This is a genomic window from bacterium (assembly GCA_019637795.1).
GTDB lineage: Bacteria > Desulfobacterota > Binatia > HRBIN30 > CADEER01 > JAHBUY01.
On the sequence record JAHBUY010000003.1, the window covers coordinates 792417 to 813064 of the forward strand.

The following is a 20648-nucleotide window of genomic DNA, read 5'->3' on the forward strand; positions in this document are numbered from 1 at the left end:
TCCACCGCCCACCGATGAACACGAAGCCGCACGCCACCCATCGGCGGCGAAGGGTCGCGAGGACCCCAGGACGCCGAGCGCGCGCGGGGCGGATCGGCTCCGCGTTCATCGCTGCGGGGTGGCGCGGGGATCGGCGTCCATCCGTGGATTCAGGACATGGAGACACCGATGAACACCGATTCCCGCTGCAGCCCCCACCGATGACCGCGAAGCCCCACGCCGCCCATCGGCGGCGAAGGGTCGCGAAGACCCCAGGACGCCGAGCGCGCGCGGGGCGGATCGGCTCCGCGTTCATCGCTGCGGGGTGGCGCGGGGATCGGCGTCCATCCGTGGATTCAGGACATGGAGACACCGATGAACACCGATTCCCGCTGCAGCCCCCACCGATGACCGCGAAGCCCCACGCCGCCCATCGGCGGCGAAGGGTCGCGAAGACCCCAGGACGCCGAGCGCGCGCGGGGCGGATCGGCCCTGCGTTCATCGGTGCGGGGTGGCGCGGGGATCGGCGTTCATCCGTGGATTCAGGACATGGAGACACCGATGAACACCGACTCCCGCTCCACCGCCCACCGATGAACACGAAGCCGCACGCCACCCATCGGCGGCGAAGGGTCGCGAGGACCCCAGGACGCCGAGCGCGCGCGGGGCGGATCGGCTCCGCGTTCATCGCTGCGGGGTGGCGCGGGGATCGGCGTCCATCCGTGGATTCAGGACATGGAGACACCGATGAACACCGATTCCCGCTGCAGCCCCCACCGATGACCGCGAAGCCCCACGCCGCCCATCGGCGGCGAAGGGTCGCGAAGACCCCAGGACGCCGAGCGCGCGCGGGGCGGATCGGCCCTGCGTTCATCGGTGCGGGGTGGCGCGGGGATCGGCGTTCATCCGTGGATTCAGGACATGGAGACACCGATGAACACCGACTCCCGCTCCACCGCCCACCGATGAACACGAAGCCGCACGCCACCCATCGGCGGCGAAGGGTCGCGAGGACCCCAGGACGCCGAGCGCGCGCGGGGCGGATCGGCTCTGCGTTCATCGCTGCGGGGTGGCGCGGGGATCGGCGTTCATCCGTGGATTCAGGACATGGAGACACCGATGAACACCGATTCCCGCCCCACCCTCCACCGATGAACACGAAGCCCCACGCCGCGCATCGGCGGCGAAGGGTCGCGAGGACCCCAGGACGCCGAGCGCGCGCGGGGCGGATCGGCTCCGCGTTCATCGCTGCGGGGTGGCGCGGGGATCGGCGTCCATCCGTGGATTCAGGACATGGAGACGCCGATGAACACCGATTCCCGCCCCACCCTCCACCACTGAACACGAGGCCGCACGCCGCGCATCGGCGGCGAAGGGTCGCGAGGACCCCAGGACGCCGAGCGCGCGCGGGGCGGATCGGCTCTGCGTTCATCGCTGCGGGGTGGCGCGGGGATCGGCGTTCATCCGTGGATTCAGGACATGGAGACACCGATGAACACCGATTCCCGCCCCATCGCCCACCGATGAACACGAAGCCGCACGCCGCCCATCGGCGGCGAAGGGTTGCGAGGACCCCAGGACGCCGAGCGCGCGCGGGGCGGATCGGCTCTGCGTTCATCGCTGCGGGGTGGCGCGGGGATCGGCGTTCATCCGTGGATTCAGGAGAGCACGCCCGCGGCGCGCAGGTCCTCGAGCTCGGCCTCGGACATGCCCAGCAGTCCGCAGTAGGTCTCCCGGCTGTCGGCGCCGAGACAGGGCGCCGGGCGCGCGAAGCGCATCGGCGCCGCGGAGAAGCGCACGCCCATCGCCTCGACCACGTAGCGCCCGAGCACCGGGTGCACGAGCTCGGTGAAGTGGCCGCGGTGCGCGAGTTGCGGATCGGCGAGCAGGTCCTGCATGTCGGCGACCACCGCGGCGTCGAGCCCGGCGCGCTGCAGCGTCTCGGCGAGCGGCGCGGCATCCTGGGCGCGCGTCCAGGCGGCGAGCTGGCGCTCGATGTCGTCGAGGGCGCGCAGGCGACCGGCGAGCGAGGCCAACGCCGGGGCGGTCGCCCAGCCGGGGCTGCCGATGGCCGCGACCAGCCGACGCCAGTCCTCGTCGTCGTGGACCGCGATCGCGATCCAGCGGTCCTCGCCGGCGCACGGGAAGACGCCGTGCGGCGCGGCGTGCGGCGAGCGGTTGCCGATGCGGCCGGCGCTGGCGCCGCTCGCCTCGTAGCCGAGCAGCCATTCGCTCAGGCCGTAGACGCCGGTCTCCACCTGCGAGACGTCGATGTACGCGCCCTCGCCGGTGCGGGCCCGGTGCAGCAGCGCCGCCGCCGTCGCCACCACGCCGTAGCGTGGCGAGATCGAGTCGGTGATGGTGCCGAACGGCCCCAGCGGCTCGCGGTCGGGCCACCCGGTCAGATGGTTGAAGCCGGCGAGCGCCGACCCCTGACCACCGAAGCCGGGATAGGCGCGCTCCGGGCCGGTCTGCCCCCACAGGCAGGTGCTGACCATGATCAGGCCCGGAAACTCCTTCTCGAGCGCCGCGTAGCCGAGGCCCCACTTCTCCATCACCCCGGGCGCGAAGTTCTCGATCACGACGTCGGCCCAGCCGATCAGCCGCTTCGCCAGGGCGATGGCGCCCGGGGCTTTCATGTTGAGGCCGGCGCTCAGCTTGTTGGGATTGATGCAGGCGAAGAAGAGGCTGTGGTCGAGCTTGCCGGAGCCGTCGTCGCGCAGGGTGCGCAGGAAATCGGGACGCTGCCGCGACTCGATCTTCACCACCGTGGCGCCCTGGTCGGCGAAGTAGCGCGTCGCCAGCGGCGCCGCCGCGCCGGCGCCGAACTCGACGATCTTGAGGCCGGCGAAGATCCCGCCCTCGCCCGCGGGCACGGCGCCGGTCCGCGGCGAGGCAAAGCGCGGGCCGGGCGAGAAGCCGCCGGCATCGCCGAGCGCCGGGGCGCGCTCAGCCACCCGGGCGAGCGGAAACGCAGCGAAGCGGGACGGCAGCCGTACCCGCTCGCGGCGCGCCGGCGACGGCGCGCGCTCGGTGAAGTAGGCGCGCGCCGCGAGCTGCCGGCTCTGCAACAGCTCGCGCTCGGTGTTCGCCGGCGCCAGCATCAGGCGGCGGCTGCAGGCGGCATCGTACAGCTCCTGCATCGTCTTCGTCTTGAAGAAGGCGGCGAACGGCGCCGCGATTTCGTCCACCTGTTCCTGCGTCAGGAGGTTGTTGTTGTACGTCGTCCAGTCGCGATCCTTCAGCACCGGCGGCGCCATGCCGTGCTCGTCCATGTATCGGGTGATCGCGATGAGCCCGGGGATGCGCGCCGGGCCGCCGCGCAACGCGAAGCTGACGAAGCCGTCCTTGCACGGCCAGATCTCCTGCTGGATGGTCTCGCCGACGCGGTTGAAGTTGCCCGAGCGCTGGCCGCGATAGCCCTGCACCCACGCCTGCGCCGGGTGGGTCATATTGGGCATCAGCATGAGCTCCTGCAGCGCCACGTCGACCTGCTGGCCGGCGCCGGTGCGGTCGCGATGCCAGAGGGCGAACAGCACGCCGAGCGCCGCCTCGGCGGCGCCGTGGTAGTGCGTCACCGGCATCGAGCAGCGCACCGGCGCCCGGTCGGCGTCGCCGGTCATGAAGAGATTGCCGCTCGCCGCCAGGGCCGTCAGATCGGAGCCGCGCAGCTCGGCCTTCGGCCCGCTGCGCCCGTAGGGCGTGATCGAGCAGGCGACCAGCCGCGGGTTGAGCGCCGGCAGCGCCGCGTCGTCGAGGCCGAGGCGCTGGCGCATCGCCGGCGTGCAGGTCTCGAGCAGCACGTCGGCCTCGCGCAGCAGCGCGTGCAGCCGCGCCCGATCGGCCGCGGCGTCGAGGTCGAGCACGACGCTGCGCTTGCCCAGGTTGCGCGCCAGCCACTGCGCCCCGGCGTCCGGATGCGGCTCGCCGCCGAGGAACGGCCCGCGCCGCCGCGCCGCATCGCCGCCTGGCGGCTCGACCTTCAGCACCTCGGCCCCGAGATCGGCCAGGATGCGGCCCGCGAGATGCCCGCTCTCGTCGGTCAGATCGACGACGCGCAGGCCGCTGAGAGCCAGCGATTCAGCCATGACTCCGTGCTCCTCCGTGACGCCTCAGCGGGGCGTCAGCGCGGCAACCCCAGCGCCCGCTGCGCCAGCAGGTTGCGCATGATCTCCGACGTGCCCGACGAGATGGTCACCGAGCGCCCATAGAGGTAGCGCTCCTGCCAGTCCGTGGGATCGAGCTGGCGGGCATCGCGGTAGAGCTGCGCGTAGGGTCCCTGCAGGTCGAGCGACAGCTCCTCGATGCGCTGCTCGATCTCGCTGCCGAAGAGCTTCTGCAGCGCCGCCTCGGGCGGCACCGTCGGCGCGTGCTCGAGCAGCGGCAGGGTGCGCAGGGTCTGGGCGGCGAAGACCGTCGCCTCGATCCACGCCTGGACGACGCGCGGCCGCAGGCGGGCGAGCTGGGCGCCGTCGACGACGCCCTCGCGCCGCAGGCGGTCGTACATCGCGGCGAGGCTGCGCGCGCCCTTCTCGAGCCGGATCTTGAACTCGGTCGCCCACAGCGTGCCGCGCTCGTGGCCGAGCGCGGTCTGGATCACCGCCCAACCGCCGTGCACCGGCCCGAGCACGTGGTCGGCGGGGATGCGACAGTTGTCGAGGAAGAGCTCGCAGAACTCGCTCTCGCCGGTGAGCTGGCGGGTCGGGCGGATGGTGAGCCCGGGGGCGTCGATCGGCAGTAGCAGGCAACTGATGCCCTTGTGTTTGGGCGCCGCGGGATCGGTGCGGGCGAGCAACAGACACCAGCGCGCCAGGTGGGCGCGGCTCGACCACACCTTCTGCCCCTCGATCACCCACTCGTCGCCGTCGCGCCGGGCGCGGGTGCGCAGCGAGGCGAGGTCGCTGCCGGCGTTGGGCTCCGAGAACCCGAGCGACCACATCTCGTCCGCCGACAGGATGCCGGGCAGGAAGCGGCGTTGCTGCGCGGGCGTGCCGACGTCGATCAGCGACGGCCCGACGATGCCCAGGCCGACGTTGTCGAGGATGCGCGGCGCATCGACCCGCGCCAGCTCCTCGGTGTAGATCATCTGCTCGCGCGAGCTGGCGCCGCGGCCACCATGCTCGACCGGCCATTCCGGCGCCAGCCAGCCACCTCGGTGCAGCGTGCGCTGCCAGTCGCGGAAGAACTCGTAGCGCGCCTTCTCCTCGTGCGGGATGTCGCGCCGGCCGGCGAGCCACCCGGGCGGCAGGTGCGCTTCGAGCCAGGCGCGCAGCTCGCGGCGGAAGGCCGCGTCGGGCGGCGTATCGGCGAGGGTGATCATGCGCAGGGGCTGACGGGTGGTAGCCGTGCGTACTGAGCGCCGCCGGTGGAGTCAAGGTCGTGGGCGGGGCGCGTGGCGCCAATCGCGCGCGGCTCGACGAGGCGATATGGTGCGCCGGCGATGAGCGCCCTGCTGCACGTCCTCGGCATCGTCCTGCTGATGCTCGCCTGCGGCGTCGCGGTGTTCACGCTGGTGCTCGGCCTGCCCGGCACGCTGCTGATCGTCGGCATCGCGCTCGTCTACGCCTGGGCCACCGACTTCACGCTCATCCAGTGGTCGACCATCGGCTGGCTGGCGCTGCTGGCCGTGACCGCCGAGGGCCTCGAACTCCTCGCCGCCGGGGCCGGCGCCAGCGCGGCGCGGCCGTCGCGGCGCGTGACCTTCGGGGCGCTCGGCGGCGCCGTGGCCGGCGGCATCCTCGGGACGCCGTTCCTCTTCGGCGTCGGCGCGCTCCTGGGCGCGCTGGCCGGCGCCTTCGTCGGCGCCGCGCTCGCCGTGCGCAGCGAAGGCGGCAGCGTCGAGGATTCGCTGACCACCGGCCTGGCCGCGATGCGCGGGCGGCTGCTCGGCTTCGTGGTGAAATCGGCCATCGCGGTGGCGATGGTGATCATCGTCCTCTTCGCCGTCCTGTAGCCGCGGTTCCGGCGTTGCCGCCCCGGGAGCAAGGGTGCCGTTCACCCGGGGCGCACGAAGCGCCGCTCGGGCGCCGAGGCCGCCCGCGTCGAGAACGGCGCGGGCGGCCTCTGGGCGTGGACGAGGCTCAGCGGCGGCGGAAGGCGACGGCGGCCGTGGCGATGAGCGCGGCGAGTCCGAGGCCGAGGCCGATCGGCGACGCCGCGGGCGCCGGCGCGGCGGGCCCGCACAGCGCGCTGCTGCGATCATTGTCCGGGTTGAGATCGCCGCTCGTGCTGACGACGGCGGTGTTCACCTTGGCCGTGTTCTTGGGCGCCACCGTGACGGTCGCGAAGATGACCAATGGGCTGCCGCCGGCCGCCACGGGCGGCGGGTAGGAACAGTTCAGCACCGTCGCCGTCGAAGCGGCGCAGTTCCAGCCCGGAGCGTTGACGGGCAGTGACAAGGTGAGGCCGGCAGGCAGCGCATCCGTCACCTGGATGGGTCCGCTGGTCGGCCCATCACCGACGTTGTCCACCAGCAGTCGCATGGTGGTCGTCGCTCCCGGCCGACAGGATGCGGTGAAGGCCTTGCGGATGCGGACATCCGGGCCGATGAGCGGTTCCAGCGTCGGTTCGACGAACGTCTCGGTGGGGGTGACGGTTGGCGTTGCCGTCCCGGTGCGAGTCGCCGTGGCCGTCGCCGTCGGCGTCGACGTCACCGTCCCGGTGTGGGTGGCCGTCGCCGTCGCGGTCGACGTCGCCGTCCCCGTGTAGGTCGGAGTCACCGTCGGCGTCGGCGTCGAGGTCACCGTCCCGGTGTAGGTGGCCGTCGCCGTCGCGGTCGACGTCGCCGTCCCCGTGTAGGTCGGAGTCACCGTCGGCGTCGGCGTCGAGGTCACCGTCCCGGTGTGGGTGGCCGTCGCCGTCGCGGTCGACGTCGCCGTCCCCGTGTAGGTCGGAGTCACCGTCGGCGTCGGCGTCGAGGTCACCGTCCCGGTGTGGGTGGCCGTCGCCGTCGCCGTCGACGTCGCCGTCCCCGTGTAGGTCGCGGTCACCGTCGCCGTCGGCGTCGAGGTCACCGTCCCCGTGTGGGTGGCGGTCGCCGTCGGCGTCGAGGTCACCGTTCCGGTGTGGGTGGCGGTGGCGGTCGGCGTGTTGGTGGCGGTGCCGGTGCGGGTGGCGGTGGCGGTGGCCGTCCGGGTGGCCGAGGCCGTGAGCGTGACGCTCGGCGTCAGGGTCCTGGTCGCGCTCGAGGTGACCGTGGCCGTCGCCGTCACGCTCGGGGTCTTGGTCGGACAGACGGTGGTCGACACGAACGTCTGCGGGAACGGCGTCGACGCGCTCTGGCCGAGGTAGTTGGTGTAGTCGACGCGCGAGTCGGGGTAGACGTCCACGAGTTGGTTGGGGCCGCCCGGGTTCAGCGTGACGTCGAAGGTGACCGAGCGCGTCTCGCCCAGGCTGAGGATGCCGAGATTCCAGGTGAGCGTCTGACCGTTGATGCTGGTCGGAACCGGGTTGCCCGAGCCGCCGATGTACGACACCCCGGGCGGCAGGATGTCGGTGATGACCGCGGTCGAGCCGGCGATCGAGGTCACCGCCTCGGCGATCTGCGCGAAGGCCGCCTCGATCCCGCTCGTCGGCACCTCGAAGTACTTGCTCGGATCGGTGGCGATGTTGCGCAGGGTATCGCGCGCGATGGTGCGCGTCGGTTCGGCGATGTTGGAGAGGTTCAACCCGACGCTGTACACGATCGTGCCGGCCGCCTTGGCGGCCGTGGCCTGATCGACCGCGTCCTGCGTGCACGCGTTCGGCGTGGTGGGCTCGGTGGGGCAGGTCGCGCCGGCGGCGGTGCGATTGGCGACGCCGTCGGACAGGACGACGAGCACGCGCACCACCGGCGCGCTGCGGCCGTTGTTGGCGAGCTGGGTCTGGCCGTTGAGCACGCCGCCGCCGATGTTGGTGAAGCCGCTGGCCGACAGGCCGTCGACCGCCGTCTTGACGCTGGTGAAGTTGCTGGTCAGCCCGCTGTCCAGGGTCGGCGTCGTGCTGTACGACGTGAGGCCGGCGCGATCGGTGGCGGGATCGAGCTGGTCGATCAGGACCTTGGCGGCGTTCTTGGCGTTGGTGATGGGCTGCACCGGGTTGCCGCCGGCATCGTCCATCGATCCGGAGCGGTCGAAGACGATCTGCACGTCGAGCGGCACGTGCTGGCTCGGCGGGTCGCCGGTGCCGCTGACGTCGAGCTTCACGCGCGCCTGCTGGCAGTCGGCCAGCGCCACCGCCTGCTTGGCGGCGGTGAGCGCCGGGGGAATGAACACGCCTTTGTAGGTCGCCAGCGCCACCGCCCAGTCGCGGCTGGTGATCGTGCCGTCGGCGGCATAGGCGCCGGTCAGCGTGACGATGCGGAACTCGGGATTGATCGTGATGTTGGTGTCGGCGGTGCCGCCGGTGGTGCCGGCGCGCGTCAGGCCGGTGTAGTAGGGGCCGGCGGTGAAGCTGTCGCCGCTCGGGCCCTCGACGCCGATGGCGCCGATCACCAATTCATAGGCCTGGGTGGTCGTGGCGCTCAGTCCGGAAGAGGGCACCGTGCCGGTGCCGGTCTGCGTCTTGACCTTGTCGAGCGGCGACGGCGCCAGGATGCCGGAGAACTCGTTGGCCGCCAGGGCACGAGCGGTGACGCTCGGATGGGAGACGGTGATGGTGTTGCCGGCGGCCAGGGCGGCGACGTTGTGGGCGGCGAGGATGACCGTGCGCACCCCGTCGGCGTTGGTGACCGTGGCATCGGCGGAATAGGTGTTGTTGGCGCTGTCGGTGGCCGAGACGGTGCCGCTGGCGTTGTCCATCGCCAGGGTCAGGATGATGCTGTTGCCGGCCGCCACCCCGCCGGCTGGCACGGTGACGGCGATGGTCGTCCCCGCGGTCTTCGATGAGGCAGTGCCGATCGTCTTGACGTGCGTGATCGTCGCCGCCGCCGGCGCGGCCGACAGGAGCAGCGCGAACAGGGCCAGGGAAGCGGGCGCGAGGGCGCGACGGGACGCAGAACGTACGAGCATGGCTCTTCCTCTCTTTCGGACCGTGTCCGGCACGCTTCGTTGGCCCAGAACTGGGCGCGCCATCGACGAAGGGGGATGCTCAGTACGTTCGCCGCAAAGCGTTCGTCATTCAACATAAAATGCGTTGCCCCATGCATGAATCCATTTAATCCAACATGCTACCTGCCATACCAACTCGCCTAATCCCGATATCGCTCACGGAAATGGCACTCATGCGCACGGCTGATGCCGCGCAAGCGGTTCGACCGACGGGCACATTGACGCTGCGGCCGCGGACCCGGTAATGGCGCGGCGTCCATGGACACGCCCACCGGCGCACCGGGTCTCGCGCCTCAGCCCCTGGTGTCGGCGGTCGTGGTGAGCCGGCAGGGCGGCGACGTGCTGGTGGAATGCCTCGCCTCACTGCTCGGCCAGACCTATCCACGGCTCGAGGTGATCCTGGTCGACAACAGCGACGACGGCGCCCACGCCGGCGCCATGCGGGCGCGCCACGGCGAGCGCCTGCGCATCATCGCCAACCGACGCAACGAGGGATTCGCCGGCGGCTGCAATCGCGGCATACGGGCGGCACGGGGCGAGTGGATCCTGTTGCTGAACGACGACGCGGTGGCCGACCCCGACCTGGTGGCCGCATTGATGGCCGTCGCCGGCGCGCGTCCCGACGTCGGCATGCTGGCCTGCCGCGTCGTGTCGTACGAGTTCCCCCATCTGATCGATTCCGCCGGGCTGCTCCTCTACCCCGACGGCATCTGCCGCTCGCGCGGCTGGGAGGAGAAGGATCTCGGCCAGTACGATCAGGAGGCGGACGTCCTGGCGCCGAACGGCTGCGCCGCCGGCTATCGCGCCAGCATGCTGCGCGAGACCGGGCTCTTCGACGAGGCGTACTTCATGTACCTCGAGGACCTCGACCTCGGCATGCGCGGGCGGCTCGCCGGCTGGGGGTGTCGCTACGTGCCCGCCGCCCGCGTCCGCCACCGCGGCTCGTTCACCACCGGTCCACACTCGCGGCGCAAGGCCTTCCTGGTCGAGCGCAACCGCATCTGGAACGCGGTCAAGTTCCTGCCCGGCTTCCTGCTCCTGGTCAGCCCGCTGTTCACCCTCAACCGCTACCTGCTGCAGTTGTACGCGGCGGCCACCCGTCAGGGCCTGGCCGGCAAGTTCGCCCGCGACTACTCCTATGCCCAGGGCGCGACGACCATCGCCGCCGCCTACCTGGCGGCGGCGTGGCATCTGCCGCCGATGTGGCGCGCGCGGCGCCACATCCAGCGCCGGTCGGCCCTCAGCAAGCGCCAGCTCTACGAGCTGATCAGCCGCTTCAAGCTCGACGCCATCGAACTGGCGCTGAAGTAGGCGACCGAGCGGGCGCGCGATCGGATCTTGCGATCACCCACGACGCCGGCCTATGAGCGACATCGACGGTGGCGAAGCGCCAGGGGGGCGCTCGCCATGCCGGCCGTCGCAGCGCATCGACACGCGTCGCGAGCCATCGCTCGCCAGGAGGGGGCTATGCTGCAGAGACACATCACGGGACTCGCCATCGCCGTCGCCGTCGCCACGGTGCTGGGCACCGGGGATTCGGCGCTCGCCGGCCCGACCGACGCGCAGAAGTGCACGGCGAAGCAGTTGCTCGCTTCGGGCAACGCCGCCAAGTGCCTGTTCAAGGCCGGGGCCAAGGCGGCGCAGATCGGCGACGCGCCGTCCGGCGACGCGCTCGATGCCTGCCAGAACAAGCTGTCGAGCGCCTTCGCGAAGGCCGAGACCGCCGCTGGCGGGGATTGTCCGGGGGGCGGCGACGCCGCGTCGGTCGGCATCGAGATCCAGGGGTGCGTCCAACGGGTCGAGGGCGCGCTGTCGGGAACGCGCTTCGTCGACAACGGTGACGGCACGGTCACCGACAACGCCACCGGCATCCTCTGGGAGAAGAAGACGGCGACCGGCGGGTGTCTGCACTGCATGGACGTCGACCGCTCCTGGAACGAGGCGATGACGACCTTCATCGGCCGGGTCAACGGGCTCGACGACGCCAGCGCGCTGGGCGGTCGGCGGAACTGGGGCCTGCCGACGATCGAGGAGTTGCTGACCATCTTCGACTGCAGCAGCTTGCCGTGCTCGCCCGTCGATCCGCTGGTCGGACCGGGTGTGCCGTCGCTGATCCTGCACGCGCTGTCGGGAACCTACGACCCCGACGCGGCGTGCGCCAGGGCGCTCAACACGCTCACCGGCAACGTCGACTGCCTCACCGACCTCGACGCCCTCGCCGGCGCCTCGCGCGCCCGGGTCCGCAACAACGCGTACTGACCCGCGGCGCACGCGGCGCCGCCGCCACGAGCCGCCGGTGAGCGAGTTGTCCCCCCCCCCGGAAAGGCGGCGGGCGCCGGACCGTTCGCTCCATCGTCACAGCACCGGATCGGCTCGGACCTGCTGCTCCTGTACCTCGGCGCCGAGTGCGGACAGCGCTGCGCCTTCTGCGCCCTCAAGACCTACCAGCCGCCGCGCGACGGAGCCGCCGCCGAGCTGGCGGTGCTGCTGGCGCACGCGCGGGCGGCGCGCGAGCGGGGGATCGCGCACGTTCAGCTCGAGGGCATCGATCCGGTCGCCTTCTCGCACATCCTGCCCCTGGTCGAGCAGCTCTCGCCGCTCGGCTTCTCCCGGCTCACCGTCATGGGGACGGCGCGACGCTTCGCCGACACCTCCTTCCGGGAGGCATTCCTCGCCCGCGCCCCGCACGCGACGACCGTCGTCGTGCCGCTGTACGGCGTCACCGCCGACGTCCACGACGCGGTGACCGGTCGCCCCGGCTCGTTCCGGGAGGCGCGCGCCGCCATCGATGGACTGCTCGCGAGCAGCCGCAAGCCGGTGCAGGTCGCCATCACGACGGTGCCGACACCGGCCAACGTCGGAGAGATCGCGTCGATCTTCGCGCTCGGCGCCAGGCTCGGCGTCGAGGTGCGGAGTCGCCTGCCCTATCCGCTCCGCCAGGCCGGAACGGCGATCTACGGCGGCGTGGCGCTGCGCGAGAGCGAGATCGTCGAGACGTTCGCGCGCGCCCTGGCGCGCATCCGCTCGCGGCGTGACGAGGTCGCGCGCGCCTTCGCCCAGACGCTGCCGCATCCCTGCGTCTTGTATCGCGCCGCCGAGCAGCCGGGCGGCAGGCCGTTGCGGCCGCGCCGCGACGATCACTGGCACCTCGAGGGGGCCGACAGCCCGGCGTACGACGGCAAGGAGCAGCCGGTGGCCACCGTGCCCTGCCCGCGCGTCGCGACGTGCACTCTCGCCCCGCGCTGTCCGGGCCGGCACTACCAGGCCTACGCCGAGCGCTTCGGCCTCGACGAATTCGTGCCGCCGGCGCCGCGGTGGCACGCTCGGTTCGCCTGGATCGAGCGGATCCGCGAGACGGCCGGCGCGTGGGCCGGTCGACGGCGCGCTCGCTGACCGGCGGGGCGCGCCGCGCCTGCCGTCGCCAGGTGCGCGGCCAACAACACCTGCCCTCTTCGCGGCTCACGACGGGCGTTGTCTCCGCACCGAATCTTGATGAATCTTGACAGATCAAGGCAGATCGAGACACTTGGGCTCATGGGCCAGGCGCGCGAGAAATTCGCATCCCAGATCGACAGCAGCCTCCTGCGGGATGTGCGCCGCCTGGCCAAGGCGGAAGGCCGGCAGATTCAGGCGCTGCTCGAGGAGGCCTTGCACGACCTGCTCGACAAACGGCGTCAGGAGAGCCCGCGTCGCCGCATCATGGATCTCTACGCCGCCAGCCATGACCGGTATGCGGATCTCTACCGCAAGCTGGCGAAGTGACCGTCCACCTCACGCTCGTCGAGGCGCTGGCAATCCACCGCGACCTGATCGACCGCTATGGGGCAGGCATGGGGTCCGCGACCCCGGCCTCCTCGATGCGGCCCTCTTTCGCCCGCAGACGGGGTACTACTAAGGACGTCATCGAGGAAGCTGCCGCGCTTTGGGAGAGCCTCTCGCAGAACCACCCCTTCGTCGACGGCAACAAACGCCTGGCCTTTGCCGCGACGTACACCTTCCTCGCCGCCAACGGCATGGAGCTCACGGCATCGGGCGACTCCGCATTCGACTTCATCAACGGTCTCTACACCGCCGGCACGTTCCAGTTTGCGCAGCTCGAGGAGTGGTTGCGGCACAATGTTCGCGTGGCAAAAGGGCGTTGAAGGCCCAACCCCGTGTCGGAGGACCGACGGAATGAGCTCCGTCAGCGGTCGCTTTCGCTGACGAAGGACGCACCTGCCCGCCACCCGCCCGATCGTCGCCGCCGTCTCGTGCAGTGCCACACCGACCCAGAGCGGCGGGGCGCGACGCCGCGCCTGCCGGCGGTGGCGGCTACAGGCGCGGGCTGGGATCGCCGCAGGGACACGGCGAGGCGTCGATCGCGGCCGACAGCTCGACGTCGACGCGCAGCGGCGCGATCGCCCGCCGCAACGCCGTCAGCACCAGGCGGCCGTCGACGGTCTCCGCGTACACGTCGTCGGCCAGGTGCAGGCCGCGCTGCGCCGCGCATTCGCCCGCGATCCAGGTGCCGACGTGCGGGACGGAGAGGATGCGCCTGACGTCGGGCCGCGGCGGGGCGGCGAGCAAGGCGGCGTCCGCGGGCGTGAGGATGGCGACGAACACCCGCGGCCGCGGGTAGCCGTCGGCGCCGTGCAGGAACGCGAGCGAAGCGGGATCGACGATCAGCACGTCGGGACGGACGATCTCCCACACGTCGGCGGCGCGCCGAAGGCCGGCGGCGTCGACGATCGGCCCGACCGGCAGCGCCAGCGCGTCGAGCGCATCGAGCGCGTCGGTCACCGCCAGCGTGCCGGGCGCCACCAGGCCGCCCTCGAGCGTGTCGGAGCTGCGGCCGCGCGGCGCCAGGCCCGCGCGGCGCAGCATGCGGGCGCCGAGCGCCGCCTCGCGGTCGAGGTCGGCGCGCGACCAGGCGATCGGCGTCGGCGTCGGCAGCGCCGCGGTGGCGAGGCCGGCGCGGATGAGATCGTCGGCGACGACGCCGTAGCGGCCGAACGGCGGATGCGCCTCGACCTCGGCCGCGATGTCGGCGCCGCGCAGCACCGGCACGCGGCTCCACTCCGGGGGCGGCGAGCCGGCGCGCAGATGCGCCAGCAGCGCCGCCGCGTCCTTGTTCGGCGCGGCGAACATATGTTAGCGGCGCTACCATCGCGCGGCCGCCCAGGGCAAGCCGCGTCCCCACGAGAGGAGACTCGATGTCGTACGAGACCGTGTCGTTCGAGGTGCGCGATCGCGTCGCCACGCTGACCCTGAACCGGCCGGAGCGCATGAACGCGATGAACCAGCAGATGAAGGACGATCTGCGCGCCGCCTGGCAGCGGGTGAAGGACGACCCGGAGATCTGGGTGGCGATCATCACCGGCGCCGGCAAGGCCTTTTCGAGCGGCGCCGACGTGCAGGCGCTCGACTCCGGCGGCTTCACCAAGATCGACCGCTGGCGCGAGCTCTGCATGCACGAGGGCATCCGCGCCCTGCCGACGCCGCGCCGCATGGTCGTCCACAAGCCGGTGATCGCGGCGGTGAACGGCGTCGTCGCCGGCGTCTCGCTCGACCAGGTCACCGAGGCCGACATCCCCATCGCCTCCGACCGGGCGTACTTCGTCGACCCGCACGTCTCGATCGGCCTCGTCTCCTCGCACGAGATGGTGAACATGGCGCGCCGCGTCCCGGTCGCCGTCTGCCTGCGCATGGCGCTGCTCGGCAACCAGGAGCGGATGAGCGCGCAGCGCGCCTACGAGGTCGGACTGGTCACCGAGGTGGTGCCGCACGAGCAGCTCCTCGAGCGCGCCAACGAGCTGGCGCAGAAGCTCTGTCAGAACGCGCCGCTGGCGGTGTGGGGCACCAAGATGGGCGTGCTGCGCGGCCTCGGCCTGCCGATCGAGCAGGCGGAGGAGATCGCCGCCGGCTACCTCGAGGTGGTCGAGCAGTCCGAGGACCAGAAGGAGGGCCCGCGCTCGTTCGTGGAGAAGCGCAAGCCGGTGTGGAAGGCGCGCTGAAGCCACGAAGCACACGAGTCCACGAAGAACACGAAGGACCACGAAGCACACACAAGCTTCTCTGGGGCCTTTGTGTCCTTTGTGTCCCTTCGTGCTCATTTTGTGGTTAGGAACGGAGACATGGATCTGACCTACTCTCCCGAGGAAGAAGCCTTCCGCGTGCGCGTGCGCCAGTGGATCGCCGACCACGCTCCGGCCCGAACCGCGGTGCGCGATCTCCAGGCGGCGCGGGCATGGCAGCGGGCGCTGCACGACGCCGGCTTCCTCGGCGTCGGCTGGCCGGCGCAGTACGGCGGCGCGACGCTGACCAAGGTCGAGCAGGCGATCCTCAACGAGGAGCTGGCGCGCGCCAATGCCCCGGGGGTGGTCAACATCATGGCCATCTGGTGGGTCGGCCCGGCGATCATGAAGTACGGCACCGAGGAGCAGCAGCGGCGCTTCCTGCCGCGCATCCTCGACGCCGAGGAGATCTGGGCCACCGGCTATTCGGAGCCGGGCTCGGGCAGCGACATGGCGGCGGCGAAAACCCGCGCCGACCGGCAGGGCGACTACTACGTCGTCAGCGGGCAGAAGGTGTGGACGACCATCGCCCACATCTCCGACTGGTACTTCGTGCTCGTGCGCACCTCGAGCGAGGGCCCGAAGTGGGCCGGGCTGACGGTGCTGCTGATGGATCTCAAATCGCCCGGCGTCGAAGTGCGGCCGATCCGTCAGATCACCGGCGACAGCGAGTTCAACGAGGTCTTCATGCACGAGGTGAAGGTGCCGGTCAGCAACCGCCTCGGCGCCGAGGGCCAGGGCTGGGAGATCGTCTCCTCGGCGCTGATCAACGAGCGCAGCGGCATCGCCGGCTCGATCCGCGCCGACCAGTCGCTCGCCCGCCTGGTCGCGCTGGCGCGGCAGCGCCGCCTGACCGGCGTTCCGCACTGGCGGCAGCGGCTCTCGGATCTCGCCATCCGCGCCCAGATCCTGCGCGCCGCCGGCTACCAGGCGATGACCGACGACCTGCGCGGGCGCCGCAACCCGCACCTCTCGGCGGGCATGAAGCTGCTCTCGACCGAGCTGACGCAGAAGTTCTCCGAGACCGGAGTCGAGATGCTCGGCGTCGACGGCCTGCTCTGGGACGACGACGCGCCCGACGCGGGCCGGATGGCGTACCAGTTCCTCGCCGACCGCTCGTCGACCATCGCGGGCGGCACCAGCGAGGTGCAGCGCAACATCGTCGCCCAGCGCGTCCTCGGCCTGCCGCGGCGGTAGTCCCGACGCGCCGCCGGCGGCCGTACGGACGGCGCAATCGCCCGCACGAGCGCTCGTCCTTGGCCCTGGTCGGCGACTGTGCAAGGGCTGGCACGGGAGGGATCCGCATGCTCCGCATCCTGTCGTGCCTCGTCGTCTTCGCCTCGCTCGCCTGGTCGGCCCCGGCCCGCTCGACCACCTGCCCCGGCGACTGCAACGGCGACGGCCAGGTGGCGATCAACGAGCTGATCACCCTCATCAACGTCGCGCTCGGCAACAGCCCGATCGGCGTCTGCGATGCCTTCTGCAGCGACGCGCCGCTCGACATCAGTTGCCTGATCCGGATGGTCAACAACGCCCTCGACGGCTGCCCGCTCGTTCCGACCCCAACGGCGACCGGCATTCCGGTCGGGACCAGCACCGCCACCGCCACGCCGGCGCCGACCAACACCCCGGGCGGACCGCTCGGCGTGCGCCACTTCTCGCTCGACCCGGCGAGGAGCCGCCTCGTCGCCACCATCGCGCAGGGCTTCGATTTCCCCACCACCGGCTTCACCGGCTTCCTCGAGCTCTCGGCGGGGGCCCCGGACCGCAACACCGGCATCACCTTCGTCGACCTGCTGGACGCCTCCGATTTCCTCGCCCTGAGCATTCCGGCGAGCGGCAGCGCGGTGTGCATCAAGGTCGACCGCAGCCAGTTGCCGGTGCGCAACGCCGGCATCCTCGCCTGCAACGGCGGCGTGAGCCTGGGCCTGTCGCTGACCCAGGATCGCAACCTCGGCGTGGCCGACGCCTGCCTCGGCGGACCGTCCGACGGCCTGGCGTGCGCGAGCGACGACGACTGTCCGCAGGGCGCCTGCTTCACCGCCGCGAGCTGCCGCGCCCTCGGCGGCACGCTCGAGGGCGAGGACGACCCCTTCCCCGGCGTCTGCCAGGGCCCGCTCGCCGGCGCGACGCTGCCCGGCGACACCGGCCCGGGTGCGCTGCTGCTGTCACCGGACCCCAACACCGGCATCACCAAGGGCATTCCGGTGGCGATCATCCAAGAGGCCGCGCTGCCATGCGGCGACGAGCCCAACGCCACCGCCCTGACCACCTCGATCGCCCTCACCACCGGCACGGCGCGCTGCACGATCGTCGATTACAACAACCAACCGGGGGCGACGTTGAGCGCCGAGCAGAGCGGCGCCAACTTCGACTGCGGAACGTGGAGCGTGGAGGACGGCCCCGGCACGCTGGTCCTGGCCGCGCCGGCGCTGAACACCCTGGCGGTGAATCAACAGCCGACCGACATCATCACCACCTTCGTGTTCGTCGACTGAACGGACGGCGGCACGCCGGCAGGCGCCGTCATCGCCCGCGCAGCTCGGCATAGGCGCGCTGGATCTCGAGCGTCTTCTGGTGCGCGAGACGCTGCAGCTCCTCGCCGAGCCCGTTGACGCGATCGGGATGGTAGCGCTTCATCTGCTCGCGGTAGGCGCGGGAGATCTCGTCGGGCGACGCGCCGCGCTCGACCTCGAGCACCGCATGCGGATCCCAACCCGGCGGCGCCCCCGCCGGCCCGGCCGGCTCGAGCCGCGGCCGGCGATGCCACTGCGCGTGGATCCACCAGCCGGTGGCGACGAGGACGATCAGATCGTCGATCAGCCCGAGCGGACTGAAGTCGGGCAGCAGGTCGATGGGCGAGATCACGTATGCCAACGCCAGCACCGCAGCGGCGACGAGCGGCAGTCTGCCGCGCCAGACGGCGCCGCGACTGGGCGGCCGGAACCAGAAGTAGACGAGGACGGCGGCGGCCAGCACGAGGATCAATCGCGCCATCGCCGGCAGTGTACCGCCTTGACCGAGCGGGCGCGATCGGCTGTGGAGCGCTGGTGACCGCACTGGTGTCCGCCGGCTGCGTCGTGACCCGCGAGGGACCGTCCGGTCTCGAGGTGCTGCTGGTGCATGCCCGCGGCGCGACCTTCAAACGGCCGCTGTTCGGCATCCCCAAAGGCCTGGTGGAGCCAGGCGAGTCGCTGCCCGCCGCCGCCCGGCGCGAGACCGAGGAGGAGACCGGGCTGCGGGTCGCGCTCGGCGCCGACCTCGGCAGCGTGAAACAGAAGTCGGGCAAGGTCGTCCATGCCTTCCACGCCACCGTCGCTGCCGAGAGCCTGTCCCGAATCGACGACCGCGGCCGCTGCACCCACCACGACGCCGAGAACGACGTCTGCCGCTTCTACCCCGTCGCCGAGGCCCGCCCGTTGATGATCGAAGCGCAGCGACAGTTCCTCGACCGCCTGGCCGACTCGGGGCCGCTGACGCACCGCTGAGCGACGCTCCCCTCGGGGTGCGTCGATCCGCCGACCGCGCCGTGCTCGCTCGCGCCGCCGGCTTGGTCTATGGAGAGGCGATTGCAGGGAGGACATCGCATGCGGTTCGGACTCAACGCCGGCTATTCGGGCGCGCGCATTCAGCTCAACATGCCGCTGATCAAGGAAGCCGATCGGCTCGGCTTCCATTCGGTGTGGACGGCGGAGGCCTATGGATCCGACGCGGTGACGCCGGCGACGTGGATCGCGGCGCAGACCGAGAAGATCAACGTCGCCACCGGCATCATGCAGATGCCGGCGCGCTCACCGGCGATGACGGCGATGACCGCCTCCACCCTCGATCAGCTCTCCGGCGGCCGCTTCCTGCTCGGCCTCGGCGCGTCCGGGCCGCAGGTGGTCGAGGGCTGGCACGGCGTCGCCTACGGCAACGCGATGAAGCGCACCCGCGAGTACATAAAGATCGTCCGCCAGGTCTGGGCGCGCGAGAAGCCGCTCGAGCACGGCGGCGACATCTACCAGATTCCCTACCGCGGCCCCGATGCCACCGGCCTCGGCAAGCCGCTGAAGAGCATCCTGCACGGCCGCCAGATCCCGATCTACGTCGCCGCCATCGGCCCGCAGAGCGTGCGTCAGGCGGCGGAGATCGCCGACGGCTGGCTGCCGATCTTCTGGTCGCCGTTCCGCGCCCCGAAGGTGTTCAAGGACTCGCTCGACGCTGGGTTCGCGAAGGCGGGCGGCGGCAAGGGCCTGCACGACTTCGACATCGCCGCCGGCGCCACGGTGATCATCAACGACGACGTCAAGGCGTGCCTCGGCTTCGTCAAACCGGTGCTGGCCCTCTACATCGGCGGCATGGGGGCGCGCGGAAAGAACTTCTACAACGACCTCGCCTGCCGTTACGGCTTCGCGGCGGAGGCGAAGAAGATCCAGGACCTCTATCTCGACGGCAAGAAGGACGAGGCCGCCGCGACCGTCCCGGACGAGCTGGCCGACGAGGTCGCGCTGGTCGGCCCGCCGGCGCGCATCCGCGACCGCCTCGCCGCCTGGCGCGAGAGCGGCATCCAGACGCTGATCTGCGCGACGATGCAGGTCGAAGCGGTGCGGCTGCTGGCGGAGTGCCAGTGAGGAGACGGCGCGATCGGTGAGCAGCGCGCCACCGCCTCTCGACCGGGGGGCGCCGACCGGTTACGAGTAGCCGGTAGCGACCTTCCCAACCCACGGGTCACCGGTCACTGGTCACCGGTCACGCATTGTCCGCAGGAGGATTCGGATGGCAGTCAAAGAAGGCGACACCCTTCCCTTCGACATCACGCTCAAGGAGATGGGCGAAAAGGGCCCGCAGGACGTCTCGGTGGGCGACATCTTCAAAGGCAGGACGGTGGTGCTGTTCGCGGTGCCGGGCGCGTTCACCCCGACCTGCTCGATGAAGCACCTGCCGGGCTTCGTCGAGAGAGCGGCCGAGATCAAGGCCAAGGGCGTCGACGAGATCGTCTGCATGGCGGTCAACGACGCCTTCGTGATGGGCGCCTGGGGTGACAGCCAGAAGGCGCACGGCAAGGTGCGCATGGTCGGAGACGGCAACGGCGATTTCACCCGGGCGCTCGGCCTCGAGCTCGACGCCTCCGGCTTCGGCATGGGCAAGCGCTCGCAGCGCTTCGCGCTGATCGCCAGAGACGGCAAGGTGGTCAAGCTGCTGGTCGAACCCGGCCCCGGACTCAGCGCCTCCAGCGCCGAGTCGGTGTTGAGCAACCTCTAGAGCGCATGCGGCGGGCGGGCCCCCGGGCCCGCCCGCCGCGTCCCCCCGCGTGGCCGCCAAGCATCCCTGGCGCAACACCATCGTCACCCTGGTCGTGCTGCTGCCGATCGCGGCGGTGGTCGTCTACTCGAGCTTCCAGGTGAGCGACTTCGAGTGCGAGGTGTGCATCACCTTCGAGGGACGCTCCACCTGCCGAACGGTGACCGGCAAGACCGAGCAGGAAGGACTGCGCACCGGCGTCGACAACGCCTGCGCCATCCTCGCCTCCGGCGTCACCGACACGCTGCGCTGCCAGCGCACGCTGCCGACCAAGGCGACCTGTCGGCCGCTCGACTGAGCATGACGA

At 71.4% G+C, this 20648-nt stretch carries 18 protein-coding genes and 1 pseudogene; 13 read left to right on the forward strand and 6 right to left on the reverse strand.

Translation table 11 applies throughout. The features are described from left to right. Window positions 1-1637 precede the first annotated feature (1637 nt). Together KF840_13390 and KF840_13395 are read right to left on the reverse strand one after the other, a co-directional pair. Window positions 1638-4067, reverse strand: coding sequence for a CoA transferase (locus KF840_13390; protein MBX3025896.1), 2430 nt, complete (start codon window positions 4065-4067; stop codon window positions 1638-1640). A gap of 35 nt (window positions 4068-4102) precedes the next feature. Beyond that, on the reverse strand, window positions 4103-5299 hold the full coding sequence (locus KF840_13395) for an acyl-CoA dehydrogenase family protein (protein MBX3025897.1): 1197 nt from the start codon (window positions 5297-5299) through the stop codon (window positions 4103-4105). A 120-nt stretch (window positions 5300-5419) separates the two neighbouring features. Here KF840_13395 and KF840_13400 point away from each other — a divergent pair, with 120 nt between their 5' ends. Continuing rightward, the gene (locus KF840_13400; GenBank protein MBX3025898.1) at window positions 5420-5932 is read left to right on the forward strand and encodes a DUF456 family protein; all 513 of its coding nucleotides are present in this window, start codon (window positions 5420-5422) and stop codon (window positions 5930-5932) included. A gap of 127 nt (window positions 5933-6059) precedes the next feature. Here KF840_13400 and KF840_13405 read toward each other — a convergent pair whose 3' ends face one another. Next, entirely contained in the window at window positions 6060-8966 is a 2907-nt protein-coding gene (locus KF840_13405; protein MBX3025899.1) for a VWA domain-containing protein, read from the reverse strand. 342 nt (window positions 8967-9308) lie between these two features. Here KF840_13405 and KF840_13410 point away from each other — a divergent pair, with 342 nt between their 5' ends. Both KF840_13410 and KF840_13415 read left to right on the forward strand, forming a co-directional pair. Then, the gene (locus KF840_13410; GenBank protein ID MBX3025900.1) at window positions 9309-10316 is read left to right on the forward strand and encodes a glycosyltransferase family 2 protein; all 1008 of its coding nucleotides are present in this window, start codon (window positions 9309-9311) and stop codon (window positions 10314-10316) included. Window positions 10317-10472: 156 nt separating this feature from the next. Then, window positions 10473-11264, forward strand: coding sequence for a DUF1566 domain-containing protein (locus tag KF840_13415; GenBank protein MBX3025901.1), 792 nt, complete (start codon window positions 10473-10475; stop codon window positions 11262-11264). Window positions 11265-11360: 96 nt separating this feature from the next. Here the strand turns inward: KF840_13415 and KF840_13420 are convergent, their stop codons facing one another. Further along, window positions 11361-11501, reverse strand: a complete 141-nt coding sequence (locus tag KF840_13420; protein MBX3025902.1) for a hypothetical protein — start codon at window positions 11499-11501, stop codon at window positions 11361-11363. Between KF840_13420 and KF840_13425 the strand changes: the two genes are divergently transcribed. From KF840_13425 to KF840_13435, 3 genes and pseudogenes are all read left to right on the forward strand, one after another. Next, the gene (locus KF840_13425) at window positions 11487-12398 is read left to right on the forward strand and encodes a hypothetical protein (GenBank protein ID MBX3025903.1); all 912 of its coding nucleotides are present in this window, start codon (window positions 11487-11489) and stop codon (window positions 12396-12398) included. The genes KF840_13420 and KF840_13425 overlap by 15 nt on opposite strands. A gap of 141 nt (window positions 12399-12539) precedes the next feature. After that, on the forward strand, window positions 12540-12767 hold the full coding sequence (locus KF840_13430; GenBank protein MBX3025904.1) for a hypothetical protein: 228 nt from the start codon (window positions 12540-12542) through the stop codon (window positions 12765-12767). Next, window positions 12764-13147, forward strand: a pseudogene (locus KF840_13435) (type II toxin-antitoxin system death-on-curing family toxin). The gene KF840_13430 and the pseudogene KF840_13435 overlap by 4 nt, the downstream one beginning before the upstream one ends. A 169-nt stretch (window positions 13148-13316) precedes the next feature. Here the strand turns inward: KF840_13435 and KF840_13440 are convergent. Next, window positions 13317-14132, reverse strand: coding sequence for a hypothetical protein (locus KF840_13440; protein MBX3025905.1), 816 nt, complete (start codon window positions 14130-14132; stop codon window positions 13317-13319). Between the two features lie 65 nt (window positions 14133-14197). On the opposite strand from KF840_13440, the gene KF840_13445 reads away from it, so the two are divergent. From KF840_13445 to KF840_13455, 3 genes are all read left to right on the forward strand, one after another. Next, the gene (locus KF840_13445; GenBank protein ID MBX3025906.1) at window positions 14198-14998 is read left to right on the forward strand and encodes an enoyl-CoA hydratase/isomerase family protein; all 801 of its coding nucleotides are present in this window, start codon (window positions 14198-14200) and stop codon (window positions 14996-14998) included. Between the two features lie 120 nt (window positions 14999-15118). Beyond that, window positions 15119-16255, forward strand: a complete 1137-nt coding sequence (locus KF840_13450) for an acyl-CoA dehydrogenase family protein (protein ID MBX3025907.1) — start codon at window positions 15119-15121, stop codon at window positions 16253-16255. A gap of 107 nt (window positions 16256-16362) precedes the next feature. After that, window positions 16363-17556, forward strand: a complete 1194-nt coding sequence (locus KF840_13455) for a hypothetical protein (protein ID MBX3025908.1) — start codon at window positions 16363-16365, stop codon at window positions 17554-17556. 28 nt (window positions 17557-17584) lie between these two features. Here the strand turns inward: KF840_13455 and KF840_13460 are convergent, their stop codons facing one another. Continuing rightward, on the reverse strand, window positions 17585-18055 hold the full coding sequence (locus KF840_13460) for a DnaJ domain-containing protein (GenBank protein ID MBX3025909.1): 471 nt from the start codon (window positions 18053-18055) through the stop codon (window positions 17585-17587). 53 nt (window positions 18056-18108) lie between these two features. Between KF840_13460 and KF840_13465 the strand changes: the two genes are divergently transcribed. From KF840_13465 to KF840_13480, 4 genes are all read left to right on the forward strand, one after another. Then, window positions 18109-18546 (forward strand): NUDIX domain-containing protein, encoded by a 438-nt coding sequence (locus tag KF840_13465; GenBank protein ID MBX3025910.1) that lies wholly within the window; start codon window positions 18109-18111, stop codon window positions 18544-18546. 99 nt (window positions 18547-18645) lie between these two features. After that, on the forward strand, window positions 18646-19671 hold the full coding sequence (locus tag KF840_13470) for an LLM class F420-dependent oxidoreductase (protein MBX3025911.1): 1026 nt from the start codon (window positions 18646-18648) through the stop codon (window positions 19669-19671). A 145-nt stretch (window positions 19672-19816) separates the two neighbouring features. Continuing rightward, entirely contained in the window at window positions 19817-20302 is a 486-nt protein-coding gene (locus KF840_13475; protein MBX3025912.1) for a peroxiredoxin, read from the forward strand. Window positions 20303-20351: 49 nt separating this feature from the next. Then, on the forward strand, window positions 20352-20639 hold the full coding sequence (locus tag KF840_13480; GenBank protein MBX3025913.1) for a hypothetical protein: 288 nt from the start codon (window positions 20352-20354) through the stop codon (window positions 20637-20639). Window positions 20640-20648 lie beyond the last annotated feature (9 nt).

Excerpts from the sequence above, each read along its gene's own strand:
- KF840_13390 (MBX3025896.1), bottom strand. The coding sequence starts at position 4,067 with ATGGCTGAATCGCTGGCTCTCAGCGGCCTGCGCGTCGTCGATCTGACC.
- KF840_13395 (MBX3025897.1), bottom strand. The coding sequence starts at position 5,299 with ATGATCACCCTCGCCGATACGCCGCCCGACGCGGCCTTCCGCCGCGAG.
- KF840_13400 (MBX3025898.1), top strand. The coding sequence starts at position 5,420 with ATGAGCGCCCTGCTGCACGTCCTCGGCATCGTCCTGCTGATGCTCGCC.
- KF840_13405 (MBX3025899.1), bottom strand. The coding sequence starts at position 8,966 with ATGCTCGTACGTTCTGCGTCCCGTCGCGCCCTCGCGCCCGCTTCCCTG.
- KF840_13415 (MBX3025901.1), top strand. The coding sequence starts at position 10,473 with ATGCTGCAGAGACACATCACGGGACTCGCCATCGCCGTCGCCGTCGCC.
- KF840_13430 (MBX3025904.1), top strand. The coding sequence starts at position 12,540 with ATGGGCCAGGCGCGCGAGAAATTCGCATCCCAGATCGACAGCAGCCTC.
- KF840_13440 (MBX3025905.1), bottom strand. The coding sequence starts at position 14,132 with ATGTTCGCCGCGCCGAACAAGGACGCGGCGGCGCTGCTGGCGCATCTG.
- KF840_13445 (MBX3025906.1), top strand. The coding sequence starts at position 14,198 with ATGTCGTACGAGACCGTGTCGTTCGAGGTGCGCGATCGCGTCGCCACG.
- KF840_13450 (MBX3025907.1), top strand. The coding sequence starts at position 15,119 with ATGGATCTGACCTACTCTCCCGAGGAAGAAGCCTTCCGCGTGCGCGTG.
- KF840_13455 (MBX3025908.1), top strand. The coding sequence starts at position 16,363 with ATGCTCCGCATCCTGTCGTGCCTCGTCGTCTTCGCCTCGCTCGCCTGG.
- KF840_13460 (MBX3025909.1), bottom strand. The coding sequence starts at position 18,055 with ATGGCGCGATTGATCCTCGTGCTGGCCGCCGCCGTCCTCGTCTACTTC.
- KF840_13470 (MBX3025911.1), top strand. The coding sequence starts at position 18,646 with ATGCGGTTCGGACTCAACGCCGGCTATTCGGGCGCGCGCATTCAGCTC.
- KF840_13475 (MBX3025912.1), top strand. The coding sequence starts at position 19,817 with ATGGCAGTCAAAGAAGGCGACACCCTTCCCTTCGACATCACGCTCAAG.